A 12411-nucleotide genomic window follows, 5' to 3' on the forward strand; every position below is an offset into this window, starting at 1 on the left:
GAGGCCAAACGATAGTCAAGGACATGGGCTCGCCGCTTTGGCAGATGACGGCGCAATCGCGCTCGATGAAGCCTAACGAGCTGGACTATTGGCGTGCGCGACTGACCAGCCTGGAGAACGGCCTCAAGACCTTCCGCGCCTTCCCGAAGTCGCGTTGCTTCCCGGTGGCATATCCCGATGGCAGCTGGCCAACCGGCGGCGCATTCGCCGGGGTGGGGCAGGTGGCTACGATTGCGAGCAACCGCAAGGCTGTCTCTCTCTCCGGCCTGCCGGCTGGCTACAAGGTCTCGGTAGGCGATTACGTCCAGATCGGCGACAAAGACCTGCATATGGTGATGGAGCCTATGACGGCCAGCGCAGGCGGCGTGACAACGCAGTTTGAGGTTCGCCCGCATCTGTGGCCGGGCGTTACGGCACCTGTCACCGCTACACTGGTCAAGCCTTCCTGCATCATGGCGATCGTGCCGGGATCGATTTCGACAACTGCCGACGTGGCAACGGGTCGTGGCACAGTCACGTTTCAGGCGATTGAAGCCCGCTAAGGGGTATCATGAGAAACATCTCAGCAGAAAACCTTGCTGCGCTTGAGGCGCGGCAACTGGTGGCGCGTGACTTCCTCTGGTTTGTCGCGCGCGATCGGGCAACTGGTGCGCCGGTTACCGATGGTATGTGGTCGGACGTCGGCAACGTGACTGCGGCTGTGGTTCATCCGGACACGGGCTTGCCTGTCACGCGTGACTGGTATGGCTCCGGCACGCTGGTGCAGATCGACGACATTCCGCTTGTCGCCAATCTGTCGGTGCAGAACGTCAATATCCGCCTGTCCCAGGTCAGCGAGCACGTTCAGACGCTTGTGCGGCAGTATGATTGCCGACAGGCCCGCGTCGAGATCTTCCGAGGATTGTTCGATCCGGACAGTCGCCAGATGGTGGCGCCGGCTGAATGCCGCTTCGTTGGCTTCGTTGACACCATCACGATCAGCACGCCCTCCGAGAACGAAGAGGGCAGCGTGACGATGGTTTGCGCCAGCCACACGCAGGAAATGACACGCTCTAATCCCGCGACGCGGAGCCACGCCACGCAGGTGCTGCGGCAGGCAGGCGATGCGTTCTACACAGATGCTGACACCTCGTCGGAGTGGGAGTTCTTCTGGGGTTCGGAGAAGGGCAAGGTCGCCACGCAGCCGAAGCGCCGCAAATTTTTAGGTATATTTTAGAGGAGATTTTGGATGGCTGAGGCTTGGCTGCCGGTCTGCGGCTTTGAGGGATTCTATGAGGTTTCGAACCTTGGACGAGTTCGGTCCGTCAATCGAACGGTAACACGAGATTACGGCGACGGCAGGAAAACGACAGTGCGCCGACGCGGCGCCGTCATGAAGTTCGATTACCGCGACGGGTACGCCACAGTCCGCATGCAAGCCGAAGGCAGGTCGTTCAAGGCATATGTCCACAGGCTCGTCTGTGCGGCGTTCAATGGGCCGCAGCCGACGCCTGAGAAGAGCGTGGTCGCACACAATGACGGCGACTTTACCAACAACACGCCCGAGAACGTGCGCTGGGCTACCCCAACTGAAAATCAGCGTGACCGTGAGGGCCACGGAACTCATAACAGGGGCGAACGATCGCACCTGCGCAAGCTGACGTGGGATGATGTCTCCGAGATCAGAGAATCTTCGGAACCAAACCCGCATGTCGCCCGTCGATTTGGTGTCACGTCAGCAAACGTTCGCATGATCAGGCGGATGAAAACTTGGATACCTCTCTGATGGACGTCCGCTTCGCCGCCGCAGGGGATCGCGACCGCGTTGTGGCGCTCCTGCGTGAGAGCCATGAGGCCGCTGGCTTCACATTTCCGTTTCAGGCGGCTTATGCCGATCGACTTTTTCAGCAACATCTGGCTTCGCCGTTGGCGTGCGTTCTCGTTGCTGGTGAGCCTGCGCAGGGGCTGTTGATGGCGTGTGCTTTTGAGCACCCCTTCGGCGCAGGTCGCATTGCCAAGGAAACGGTCTGGTTCGTAACGCCAGAAGCGCGAGGCCGAGGCGCCATCAAGATGCTTGATGCTTATGAGACGTGGGCGCGATCGGTCGGCTGCGTCTCTGCCGGCATGGCTTCGCTGGCAACCAATGACGTCTCCAGCCTCTACGAACGGCGCGGCTACAGCGCTGTCGAGACACATTTCATGAAGCCGCTTTAGCGGCCGCGCGCATCGCGCATCCCAAGGAAAATCGATGGCTATCTTTTCTGGCATCGCAGCGGCGATCGGCAGCGCTATTACTGCTGTCTCCAGTTTTATTGGTGGCCTAGGTGTCGTTGGCTCTTTCCTGCTGAAAACGGCTGTAGGTGTCGGCGTCAGCCTGCTCGCCCAGTCGCTCGCCGGCAAGCCCAAAGATCCGACATTCTCGATCAACGGCACACTGCAAGGCGGCGGCGATATCTCGCGCTCCTTTATCCTCGGTCGCACTGCGACTGCTGGCTCTCTCGTGTTCGTCAATACGTGGGGGCATGACGGCGACACACCGAACGCCTATCTGACGCAGGTGATTGCGCTGTCGGATCTGCCCGTGCGCGGCCTTGCGGAAGTCTGGGTCAATGGCGAACGCGCGACGCTCGGCGGCCTGACGGATCGCGGCTATGCAGTCAACGAGTATCCCGACAGTCTCTGGGTCAAGTTCTACGACGGCACGCAGACGACGGCGGACAGCTTCCTGTTCACGTCCGTTTCGAACGGCAACAGGTGGTGGAACCCGGATCGCATCGGGCGCGGCGTTGCTTATGCGATCGTAACGGCTCGCGTCTCGAAGAACATGTTTTCGGGCGTTCCGTCCTTCAAGTTCGTGATTGAGGGCCTGCGCCTTTACGATATCTCGCGTGACAGCACCCAAGGCGGCGTTGGTCCGCAACGCTTTGCCGATCCGGCGACGTGGGGCGGAGACGGTGACTTCCTGCCGGCAGTACAGATTTACAATCTGCTGCGCGGCATCACCTACAACGGCCAGTGGTTCTATGGTTTGCAGAACCTTTCCTCGTCACGCCTTCCTGCGCCGGCGTGGATTGCCCAGATCGAGAAGCATCGAGCAGGTACGCTGGAATCGACGGGCTGGGTGAACACCTATCGCAGCGGCGGTGAAATTCAGGTTGATGCGCCTCTGACCTCCGCCGTCGAAGCGCTACTAACGGCTTGCCAAGGCAGGATTTCGGAAGTCGGCGGCGTCTACTATCTTCATTCTGGTGCTCCTGACGCTCCTGTCATCGCTTTTACCGACGATGATATCCTGTCGACAGAAGAGCAGGAGTTTACGCCGTTCCTCGGTCTGGCTGACACCATCAACGGCGTTTCGGCCAACTATCCTTCGCCTGCCGATGGCTGGGTCGCCAAGACCGCACCGCCGCTCTATCGGGCGGACCTTGAAGCGATCGACGGCAACCGCCGCCTGATGGCCGACGTCGATCTGAATTTTGTTCCGTATCCGGAGCAGGTGCAGCGCCTGATGAAGTCTGCGCTGGAAGAGGCTCGCCGCTTCCGCCGGCACACGATTGTACTGCCGCCCATGTTCTGGGCTTATGCGACACCAGGAACGGTGTTTTCTTGGACGTCTGAGCGCAACGGCTACATTGCGAAACTGATGCGGATCGACGGTGTCGCCGATCGTGCCAACCTCGATCTGATGATCGACATCACCGAAGTTGACCCGGCTGACTACGACTGGAGCAGCGACACCGAGTTCAAGCCACCGGTTGACGGCCAGCTTGGTGTCATTCGCCCGACGCCTCAGCCGATAATCGATTGGTATGCGGAACCTGCGACGGTCAAGGACAGCGCTGGTCAGGATCGCAGGCCGGCAATCCGGCTGACGTGGGACAACAGCGACGGCCGTCTCGATGACGTGATCGGTATTGAATACGAGATCCGGTTACAGGCAACCCTGGAGAAGGTCACAGAAGGCAGGACAGACCAGCCGCAAGCTGGCTCGATGCTCATATCGCAAGGCCTGTTACCGAATGAGAGCTACGTCGTTCGTGGGCGCTATATCCCCGGTGGCGACAGGCCTGTTTTATGGTCGGGCTTTATCCCGGTCATCACGCCGAACGTGCTGCTGTCTGATCTCGACGTTTACGTAGACATCGATCTTACCGGCATTAAAGACGCTCTCGGCTGGCTTCGCAACAGCACCAGAACAGCGCAGGACGCCATAGACGGCCTCATAGCCGCTCAGATGGAGCTGTCAACGGTTGCCTATAAGGACACCCGTAAACTTGCCAGAGAGCTGTCTGTGGAGCTTGGCGCCGCACGCGCTGAATATCGCGAGGATATCCAGCTTGCGGTTAACGAAACCATGGCTGTCGCTGGCAAGGTGGAAACACTGACGGCGGCGTTGGGTGGCAGCTCAGCGTTCGTCAATGTTGCCTGGGCTGCTGTTGCGGCGCCGACCGGTTATGCTGCTCGATACGGCATCGTTGCTGCCGTCAATGATGGCCAGTACCGCGCGGCTTCATTCCTGATGGATGTGCCGGCGAACCCGTCCAGTCCAACGCGCATCATCATGAAGGCCGGGCAGGTCGTCATGGTGAGTGATGATGACGCAAATGTGGAGCGTCCATTCGTGTTCGAGAATGGTGAACTTACCCTTCTCGCCGCGAACATTCGCCGCATCAAGTCCGGCCTCATCGAAGGCTTCAACGGCAAGATGATGATCGACGTCACAAACGGTCGTATGAGGATCCGCTCAGCATGAAACAACTACATATCGGATTAGACTACGAGGGTGTCGGGAGCGTCAAGATCACCAAGGGCGCATATGATCCGGGGATGACCCATGACAGCACGTTGGGGGCGTTTTCGTATAATTCCAAATTCGCCGTCCAGGCGCAAATTGCCGGCCGTGACACCCAGCCATTTCGGGACGGCGAATATAATTATCCGCCCGGCTCCAGCAATGATAACTTCACGTTGCGAAGCTGGCGCTTTCCATCCGACACCTCGCAAAATCGCGTATTTTACCGTGCCGCCTATTTCCCCGGTCTGAATTACACCCTTCCGCTTTTTGAGGTGTTGATCCGGCGCACCACAGACAATTACTACGTCAACGCCCGATCAATCGTGAGTACCTACGGATACGAAAGCCGTGGTGAGCGGATCGCGACTGTGATGCCGCTCAACGATCAAAGCGACTTTGGTTGGAAAACCAACAACCGAACTTTGGTGGACGCCAATTACCGCACCGTCGGCGACATTCTTCAGTTGTCGAACATGTTTGGTCCGGTCAGTTCTGGAAACTACAATTATCTGACGAATGAGCTTGTCGTGTGGAACCTGCCCGGTGACGAGGCCGGCATTATCGATGCGCAGCCGATGCAGCCCAACCCGGAGCATTTTGCCGTCAACCTCGACAGTTCCGGCCTCAAGGTCGCAAAGCCCGGCTATAACGTCGATACGGCCTTTGGCACGCAGCTCGCTTTTGACAGCAGCAACAGGCCGACGAAGATCGTGGCCGCCGATGACATCTTTGTACCATCGGGCGGTTCGGAATATGTCCTGCCGATGGCCGTGCCCGATGGCACCATGTGCATCGTCAACTTCTACACCGGCGGCACCATCATCTATCCTGCCAACCCCCACGAGGCACAAAGCGGCGCGGACTGGCGTATTGCCGGTAACCGTCTCTACTTCAGCAATCCGAATGGCGGTTGCCGAGCGCGGTTCATGGTCGTGGCTTTCGACCAGACGTCGCAGACGGCCGGCGACAACGATGTCTTCCGCATGTTCGAAGAGAATGGCGAAGACGTTATCCAATTCCTTCGACCAGGTGCCGGCAATCCGCCTGCCTTTGCGGACATCATCGTCGATAGCCGCTGGCCCGCAATCTCGCTACTGGCGCAGGGATATTTCGGTGTTGGCGGTGGCGCACAGAACACACCGATCCCGATCGACACGACCAACTTCTACCCGATCGTCCGTTACATGACGGTGCATTCCGCTTCGCCGGGGGCGAATGGTGGCGAGAACTCCTACTCCAAGATGATCCGTCCGCCGATCACTGCCAAATATCGCGTCAATCATCCAACCGTCGGGTTCCCCTGGAGAGATTCGGGCGATAGCTCGTATGTGACAATCAATTCAAACGCAGCGGTGTTCACGACCTTCTCGGGGGCGGCCGCTTACGCTCGCGTCATCAACAATGGCGGCGGCAGCTACAGCGTTTCCTACACCTATCCATCATCGCCGGTCGTCGGCATCCGCTACTACATCTTCGGCATCCCGAAATAGGATCAATCAATGTCAGCTAATAACCAGATGCAGGTCGGAGTCCTCGTCGCCCTGCAAGAAGTGGAAGTGCGCGAAGAATTCCTCAAACAGCGCACGCTCTTGCTCGCTCAGCATGTCGCAATGCTCAAAGAAGAACAGAAATCCCTTCTCGGCAGGATCAGCGGTCTTGATGCCGACCTGCGCGTTGCGCGCGGTGAAATCGACGGAGCATCCGAATAATGGCTAACACCACATGGTACGGCGACGGCACGGCAACCGTCGCTGTCGGCTCTCGCACCGTGACCGGCACGGATACAGGCTGGCTGACGGCGGTTGCCGGACTGACGCCGATCAAGGCCGGGGACAAGTTCGGCATCCATGTCGGCCGCCCGATCGTCATCGAGCAGATCATCAGCGACACGGAACTATTGCTCGCCGATGACTGGCCCGGTCCAGCCCAGACGGACGCGCCTTACAAGGTCGAACTGACCTCGCCTACAATCGCCGCAGTCGAGGCTATGCGCCAGCTGCTGGCTTCGCTGTCGAATGGCAATCTGGACAGTCTTTCTGAAATCTCGGTTGGCACCGACGATATCCCGATTGGGATTGGTCCCGGTGTGTTCGGCACGATCAAGAAGTTTGAACTGAAGGACGGCGTTCAGTTTGATGAGTGGGTTCCGAACCTCGCTGGTAGGGCAGTTTACAACGGTGCCGCCAAGGACTTCTCTGTTCTGGTTATCGATATCGGAGACGGCCGGTCTGCGATCTACTTCAAAAACTCGGCAACGTCGGGTGACTGGAGTGCGCCGTCCTATGTGACCGGCCCTATTGGTCCTGCCGGCGTCAACCAGCGCGGCAACTACAGCGCCGGCACGGCTTACGCAATCCGCGATATCGTTCAATATGGTGGTTCGACATGGATTGCCAAAGTCGCAACCACAGGCAATGCACCGCCAACTCTGCCGACGACTGAGAATACCCAGTGGCTGCTGTTTGCGCGCTCCGGCACTCCTGGCGTCGTGGATCGGGGTGCCTATAGCGGCGCCACGGCTTATACTGCGAATGATATCGTCCTCAACAATGGCTCGACGTGGATTGCGCTGCAATCTACCACCGGGAATGCACCGCCGGTATTGCCCACCGAAAGCGACGCCTATTGGCGGCTGCTCGCGCGCAAGGGGACGGATGGCACCGGTACGGGCGATGTTGTTGGGCCTGCGGGGGGCGTGGCCAATAATGATTTGGCGGTTTTCGCCGATGCGACAGGAAAGCTTATCAAGAAAGCTCCCAACAACGTGGTTAGCAATGCACTTTTGTCGCAGCTCGCTGCGCCTGCGATTAAGGGGCGGCTGACGGCCGGAACCGGCAATGTTGAGGACTTAACGCCTGCGCAAGCCAATCAGTTGTTGGGTGGGTGGGAGCCAATAGGAGGCCTTAATCTTGCCACCCAGTCGGCTGCAATAGTCAACAATCTATCGGCGTTCCGTGCGATTAGGTGCCACGCAGATTTCTCGGTAGACAGCGGCGCCTATGCCGCAATTCAGGCCTCTACCGATAATGGCGCGACATTTATCACAACGAGCGCAACGTACCCATTTATCCTCGTAGACGGCAGTGGGACGGGAACTGTTACCGGAGGAAACGGGACGGTTCCGGGCCTGCTGTTAGGTAACGGCGTGGCCGGTAGTGTCGTTTCCATTTTCAGTTTCAATAAAGCCAGAATCGCTCGTTCTGTCGGCTGCCAGAATTACCAAACTACGGGAGAGGTGCTGCGCCAAATCGGGCAGAAAATAGATAGCTCCGTAGCTCGAAACGCTATCAGGGTAATAGCGTCATCGGGCGTCTTTTCTTACGGCGAATTTTTATTCGAAGGGATACGAGGATGAACATTCAGGTTCTTGATGCAGAAACAGGCGAAACCCTCGAACGTCCTTTGACTACGGAAGAAATCGCTGAACTGGAAACAATCCCGCCCCCCGCGCGGACAATCACCGACTACGATAATGCCATCCAGAACCTTGTCGACGGCACGGCTCGAGAGCGTCAGTTCCGCGACGGCGTGACGCTGGCGTCTTATATTGGATCGACAAAGCCGAAGTGGGCAGCGGAAGCTCAGGCTTTCGTCGCGTGGCGTGATAACGTCTGGTTCTACGCTTACGGTGAGTTGACCAAGGTGCAGGCTGGTACGCGCCAGCAGCCATCCGTTGAGCAGTTCCTTGACGAGATCACTCCGATCGCTTGGCCGGTGGCGTAACCCGGCACCCTCCGTCCGATAGTTCAACCGCCTACGCCACTGGACTCGCTCAACAAGCGAGGGCCGACAAATATCGCATCAGCCCAGCACAGTTCGTTCGATCGATTCAATCCGTATTGCCAATCATAGACACGGTACAGGCGATAGCCGAGCGAGTTTAGGTAGGCCGCGATGTCCCAGAAGAGTGGCTGTCCTTCATAGAGGTGCTCGAACTCGACCTCAAGGCAGAGCAAATCGATAGCTCCGGCAGCCAGCAAACCTGCTCCACCTTTCAGCGCGGCCAGTTCAGCCCCCTGAATGTCCATCTTGAGAATGTCGATATGATCCCACCTCTCGCTAGCCGCCAGGCGGTCCAGAGTGGTTGTTTCGATATCAACTTTCTCAATTTCACTCGCTTGACCATGCCAATACGACATGTCGCCAATCGGCAATAGAGAATGGGTGCCGTCATGCGAGTTAATGTGAAGCGAGGCTTTGCCGGCGTGCTCGGCTAGCCCCAAGCGTGACAAGCGGACACGATCTCCATAAGGGCGCAATAGTTCTACCGCTCGGCGATTGTTGGCTTCGTCTGGTTCAAAAGCAAAAACACGGGCAGATGGGAAAGCGTCGAGATATTCGATCGTAGAATGCCCGTGATGAGCGCCAACATCGAGGATGATGGATGGCTTTGGCACTAGGCGGCGTTGTTCATCAAGCATGCTTGGCGGGACGGGTGGTAACTCCACTGAGGCCGCGCCTTGCCTGAAGGCATCGTCTACCGCGTTTTTTAGACCGTCGATCTCATCCCGCATCAAATCCAGCCGGGAATACGCGGATCGAGCGAATGGGGCACGTCGCAGGAAACTCTCAACGAGAGTGCGGATCGACTTGTTCTTATTGTTTTCGCCCGTCAAACGTCTACCCTCACAAAGCTTCCGAACAGCAACTTCTCAGCTTTAGCCTCGCACGAAGAACATTTCAATCTCTGCTTGATCTCTGATCTGCGTACCACTTCTTGAACGGAGGCGAGAACAGCCAGAGCGCCCCGGCATCCAAACAATGAGAGGCCCGCCGCTCCGCCAAGCGACGAGGCCTCACGCCGCGGCCTGTTTCAGGGGACGCGCGACAGGCACGGTCTTAAAGCCGTCGCCAGCCCCCTTCAACCGCAGAAGTTGCCCACGATTCAGAGAAACCCGTATTTGTGGGGCTTCTCGATGATCAAATTTTCGAGAGCAAAAAAATAGAGGCCCGCAGTGGCTGGGTGTTGCTGCGGGCCTCTGTCAGGTCGCTGGGCGGAGCGACCACGCGCAAGGTGGCTCTTGGCGCATGAACGTCAGATGAATGTCGCGCGTTTGGCTGCGCCGAGAAACAACCCCTAAGAATCAGGAATCCAAAATGCCAATCACCAAAATCTCCACACAGGGGAGGGCTTTCGTGCGCCTGCATGAGGGCAATCCTCTCACCGCCTATCTCGATCCTGTCGGTGTCCCGACGATCGGAACCGGGTTCACCATGCGCAGCGATTCAGTGCGCCGAGAACTGGCCAAGATCGGCATCACGAAGCTTATGCCGGGCAAGACCAAGATCACGGCCGCGCAGAGCGACGCCATCCTTGATGCGGTTCTCGCTGCCGAATACGTGCCCGCCGTGGTTGCTGGATCTCCCGGCAGCCGCAAACAGCATGAACTCGACGCAGCCGCATCTGTGACATTCAATCTCGGCGTTGGCGCGATGAAATGGACGTGGGCAGACCTATGGCGCAAGGGCCAGATCCAGAAGGCCGCCGCTCATCTCGCAAGCAACTACAACACTGCGAAAGGCAAGAAACTGCCAGGTCTCGTGCGCCGTCGCAAGGAAGAGGCGCTTCTATTCGAGAAGGGTATCTATACCGGCGTTGGCGTGACGAAAGAAGTGACGGCGGAACCGCCGGTGCTACCGGATCCAGTTGTGAAGGAAGCGCAGGAGCTGCTCACGACTGCTGGCCTCAATCCCGGCGCTATCGACGGTTGGATGGGCGCAAAGACCAAGGCTGCCGTGATCGCATACCAGAAGGCTCACCCGCACCTTATCGCTGACGGCATCATCGGTCCTGCCACAATCGCACAGCTTCGTCGCGACGCAGGCGCGGCGAAGGACGTGGTTACAAAAGGCGCGAGCTCTGCGGCTGGTTCTGGGTTGCTTGCCTTCACTGCTGGCCTCCCATGGGGCTGGATCGCCGCAGGCGTGCTTGTGGCGGTTGTAGGCTACGTCGCCTATCGCAATCGCGATGTTATCGCCCGCCGGTGGAATAGCTGGCGCGGTAAGGAGGTGGTGGTTTGATCCTTTTATGGGCGAAGCTCAAAGGCTATCTAGCCACAATCGGCGCGGCGCTCGCGATCCTCGCGGGCGTCTTTTTGTATGGCCAGAGGGCAGGGCGCTCCGCGGCAAAAGACGAACAGGCCGCAGCGAATGCCAAGGCCATCAAGAAGGCCGGGGACGTTGAAAATGAAATCAAGAATTTGGATGACGCTGGCGTTGATGACGCTCTTGGCAAGTGGATGCGCGACAAGCGGTAGCTACTGCTATATCGCGAAACCGGTGCGGCCGTCTGTTGAGGACAGCCTGACGCCGGAAACGAAGCGCCAGATTCTTATCGAGAACCAGAAGCTGCAGAAGCTCTGCGGGGTAAATCCATGACCGGCGCCGAGATCATGGCCGTCGCGGTGTTCATTATCACCGTGTTCGGCTTTCTCTTCGGCGTCTGGAAGTACGTCGACGCCAAGATCAACGCCGCGAAAACAGAGGCGTCTGGCGCTGCTTCAGCGGCGTCAGCAATGGCGTCCCTGGCGAGGGAAGAGCTCGCAGCGCACCGCCTGCACGTGGCCGAAACGTACGTCTCCAAGTCCGGCCTTCGAGAACAGACAGAGCAGATCATGGGCGCGATCGGCGCCGTGAAGGACGCAGTCGACAAGATGACGCTGCGCGTGGACCGCATCGTTGAAAATCAGTCAAAGCCGCGTTCGACGCGGGGCTCCTGAGTTAACCCGCTTGCCGCGCTACTGCTTCTTCACCTCGTCTCGTTTCATCATTTCAGCCAGATCTTCCAAGAGAGCCGCCGGACCGATTGCGCCGTTGTGCGCGAGGTCTCCCGATGCCTGACGAAGGGCTTTCTTGTAATCTTTCAGCTTCATCGCGCCGGCATCTTCCAGCGTATTCGCGAGAGCGATCAACGCCGTATTGTTGGCGGCCTGCATGTTGGCCATAACCTCAATGATCTCTTCGATCGGATCGTGTTTCTTTCCCATCAATTTGAGCCCTCGTCTCGTTTCATCCGATCAAGCTCATCCGACCCCAACGCTGCTTCAAGTACCGCGTCTACCTCCGGCAAGAAGCTCTCCCACATAGGCCGATGGTTGAATGCGGTATTCTCTGGTACGTCGCTCAATCGACACAAAGCCCGGGCCGCGCGTTCGCGGGGAGGCTGGGGGCGCTTCATAAGAAGATCACTCTCCTATCCATGCAAAAGCTTATCGCTCGCAGTTTCTTTCACTCGTCTGTCGCATCTCGCCAAAACTCGTTGGTCGATTCGATAAAAGCATGCGTATACCTTCCGCTGCATCGAGCAATACATTCACCTTTTCATCTTCGGAGAGCTCTCCGGTCTCCGAAGATGCGGTGTGGAGATAGCTTATCAAATCACGATTGATCGGCTCGCCCGGTACTTCCTCGTGAAGTCGTTGAACCATATCGATCGTTCTATTCAGCAACGTTCTCATTTGGTGGGAAGTGAGGTTCGGTACGTCCGACGCCGCTTTCTCCAACTCTGAAATAAGCCCCTTAGGCATACGTTCAGCCCTCCCGCCTGATTTATGTCCTCTCCGCCTTAAATGAGAGCACGAGATAAGCGAAGAGTCTATGTGCAAAATCTCTGTGGTGGGGCGTGATGACGCGCCAAG

At 58.0% G+C, this 12411-nt stretch carries 15 protein-coding genes; 12 read left to right on the plus strand and 3 right to left on the minus strand.

Annotation, left to right across the window (positions count from 1 at the left end; genetic code table 11):
• The first annotated feature begins 23 nt into the window (after positions 1–23).
• The 9 genes from JZX89_RS00320 to JZX89_RS00360 are packed head-to-tail and all read left to right on the plus strand — an operon-like array spanning position 24 to position 8497.
• A complete protein-coding gene (locus JZX89_RS00320) occupies positions 24–542 on the plus strand; it encodes a hypothetical protein (RefSeq protein ID WP_246746637.1) in 519 nt (172 codons plus the stop codon).
• Between the two features lie 8 nt (positions 543–550).
• Positions 551–1216, plus strand: a complete 666-nt coding sequence (locus tag JZX89_RS00325; RefSeq protein ID WP_207132754.1) for a hypothetical protein — start codon at positions 551–553, stop codon at positions 1214–1216.
• A 12-nt stretch (positions 1217–1228) separates the two neighbouring features.
• Positions 1229–1765 carry an NUMOD4 motif-containing HNH endonuclease gene (locus tag JZX89_RS00330; protein ID WP_207132755.1) on the plus strand — a complete coding sequence of 179 codons (537 nt, stop codon included), beginning with the start codon at positions 1229–1231 and terminating at the stop codon, positions 1763–1765.
• Positions 1750–2193, plus strand: a complete 444-nt coding sequence (locus JZX89_RS00335; RefSeq protein ID WP_246746638.1) for a GNAT family N-acetyltransferase — start codon at positions 1750–1752, stop codon at positions 2191–2193. Before JZX89_RS00330 ends, JZX89_RS00335 begins: the two co-directional genes overlap by 16 nt.
• Positions 2194–2227: 34 nt before the next feature.
• On the plus strand, positions 2228–4732 hold the full coding sequence (locus tag JZX89_RS00340; RefSeq protein ID WP_207132756.1) for a phage tail protein: 2505 nt from the start codon (positions 2228–2230) through the stop codon (positions 4730–4732).
• Positions 4729–6264 (plus strand): hypothetical protein, encoded by a 1536-nt coding sequence (locus JZX89_RS00345; protein WP_207132757.1) that lies wholly within the window; start codon positions 4729–4731, stop codon positions 6262–6264. Before JZX89_RS00340 ends, JZX89_RS00345 begins: the two co-directional genes overlap by 4 nt.
• 9 nt (positions 6265–6273) lie before the next feature.
• Positions 6274–6483, plus strand: coding sequence for a hypothetical protein (locus JZX89_RS00350; RefSeq protein ID WP_207132758.1), 210 nt, complete (start codon positions 6274–6276; stop codon positions 6481–6483).
• On the plus strand, positions 6483–8129 hold the full coding sequence (locus tag JZX89_RS28455) for a fusion protein (protein ID WP_246746639.1): 1647 nt from the start codon (positions 6483–6485) through the stop codon (positions 8127–8129). Before JZX89_RS00350 ends, JZX89_RS28455 begins: the two co-directional genes overlap by 1 nt.
• Positions 8126–8497: a hypothetical protein gene (locus JZX89_RS00360; protein ID WP_207132759.1), complete on the plus strand. Its 372-nt coding sequence runs from the start codon at positions 8126–8128 to the stop codon at positions 8495–8497. Before JZX89_RS28455 ends, JZX89_RS00360 begins: the two co-directional genes overlap by 4 nt.
• A 23-nt stretch (positions 8498–8520) precedes the next feature.
• Here the strand turns inward: JZX89_RS00360 and JZX89_RS00365 are convergent, their stop codons facing one another.
• Complete coding sequence (locus tag JZX89_RS00365) at positions 8521–9390, minus strand: FkbM family methyltransferase (RefSeq protein WP_207132760.1); 870 nt, start codon at positions 9388–9390, stop codon at positions 8521–8523.
• Positions 9391–9871: 481 nt separating this feature from the next.
• On the opposite strand from JZX89_RS00365, the gene JZX89_RS00370 reads away from it, so the two are divergent.
• The 3 genes from JZX89_RS00370 to JZX89_RS00380 all read left to right on the plus strand — a co-directional run bounded on the left by JZX89_RS00370 (position 9872) and on the right by JZX89_RS00380 (position 11493).
• The gene (locus tag JZX89_RS00370) at positions 9872–10795 is read left to right on the plus strand and encodes a glycoside hydrolase family protein (RefSeq protein WP_207132761.1); all 924 of its coding nucleotides are present in this window, start codon (positions 9872–9874) and stop codon (positions 10793–10795) included.
• Positions 10792–11031, plus strand: a complete 240-nt coding sequence (locus tag JZX89_RS00375; protein ID WP_207132762.1) for a hypothetical protein — start codon at positions 10792–10794, stop codon at positions 11029–11031. The genes JZX89_RS00370 and JZX89_RS00375 overlap by 4 nt, the downstream gene beginning before the upstream one ends.
• A 117-nt stretch (positions 11032–11148) precedes the next feature.
• Positions 11149–11493 carry a hypothetical protein gene (locus tag JZX89_RS00380; RefSeq protein WP_207132763.1) on the plus strand — a complete coding sequence of 115 codons (345 nt, stop codon included), beginning with the start codon at positions 11149–11151 and terminating at the stop codon, positions 11491–11493.
• Positions 11494–11511: 18 nt separating this feature from the next.
• Here the strand turns inward: JZX89_RS00380 and JZX89_RS00385 are convergent, their stop codons facing one another.
• The gene (locus tag JZX89_RS00385; protein WP_207132764.1) at positions 11512–11760 is read right to left on the minus strand and encodes a hypothetical protein; all 249 of its coding nucleotides are present in this window, start codon (positions 11758–11760) and stop codon (positions 11512–11514) included.
• 222 nt (positions 11761–11982) lie between these two features.
• Positions 11983–12300 (minus strand): hypothetical protein, encoded by a 318-nt coding sequence (locus JZX89_RS00390; RefSeq protein ID WP_207132765.1) that lies wholly within the window; start codon positions 12298–12300, stop codon positions 11983–11985.
• Positions 12301–12411: the final 111 nt, after the last annotated feature.

The sequence above is a fragment of the Agrobacterium burrii genome (assembly GCF_017313405.1).
GTDB classification, from domain to species: domain Bacteria; phylum Pseudomonadota; class Alphaproteobacteria; order Rhizobiales; family Rhizobiaceae; genus Agrobacterium; species Agrobacterium burrii.

Bases quoted from the DNA above. Each gene is read 5' to 3' on its own strand.
- JZX89_RS00320 (WP_246746637.1), top strand. From the start codon at position 24: ATGGGCTCGCCGCTTTGGCAGATGACGGCGCAATCGCGCTCGATGAAG.
- JZX89_RS00325 (WP_207132754.1), top strand. From the start codon at position 551: ATGAGAAACATCTCAGCAGAAAACCTTGCTGCGCTTGAGGCGCGGCAA.
- JZX89_RS00330 (WP_207132755.1), top strand. From the start codon at position 1,229: ATGGCTGAGGCTTGGCTGCCGGTCTGCGGCTTTGAGGGATTCTATGAG.
- JZX89_RS00340 (WP_207132756.1), top strand. From the start codon at position 2,228: ATGGCTATCTTTTCTGGCATCGCAGCGGCGATCGGCAGCGCTATTACT.
- JZX89_RS00345 (WP_207132757.1), top strand. From the start codon at position 4,729: ATGAAACAACTACATATCGGATTAGACTACGAGGGTGTCGGGAGCGTC.
- JZX89_RS00350 (WP_207132758.1), top strand. From the start codon at position 6,274: ATGTCAGCTAATAACCAGATGCAGGTCGGAGTCCTCGTCGCCCTGCAA.
- JZX89_RS28455 (WP_246746639.1), top strand. From the start codon at position 6,483: ATGGCTAACACCACATGGTACGGCGACGGCACGGCAACCGTCGCTGTC.
- JZX89_RS00360 (WP_207132759.1), top strand. From the start codon at position 8,126: ATGAACATTCAGGTTCTTGATGCAGAAACAGGCGAAACCCTCGAACGT.
- JZX89_RS00370 (WP_207132761.1), top strand. From the start codon at position 9,872: ATGCCAATCACCAAAATCTCCACACAGGGGAGGGCTTTCGTGCGCCTG.
- JZX89_RS00380 (WP_207132763.1), top strand. From the start codon at position 11,149: ATGACCGGCGCCGAGATCATGGCCGTCGCGGTGTTCATTATCACCGTG.
- JZX89_RS00385 (WP_207132764.1), bottom strand. From the start codon at position 11,760: ATGGGAAAGAAACACGATCCGATCGAAGAGATCATTGAGGTTATGGCC.
- JZX89_RS00390 (WP_207132765.1), bottom strand. From the start codon at position 12,300: ATGCCTAAGGGGCTTATTTCAGAGTTGGAGAAAGCGGCGTCGGACGTA.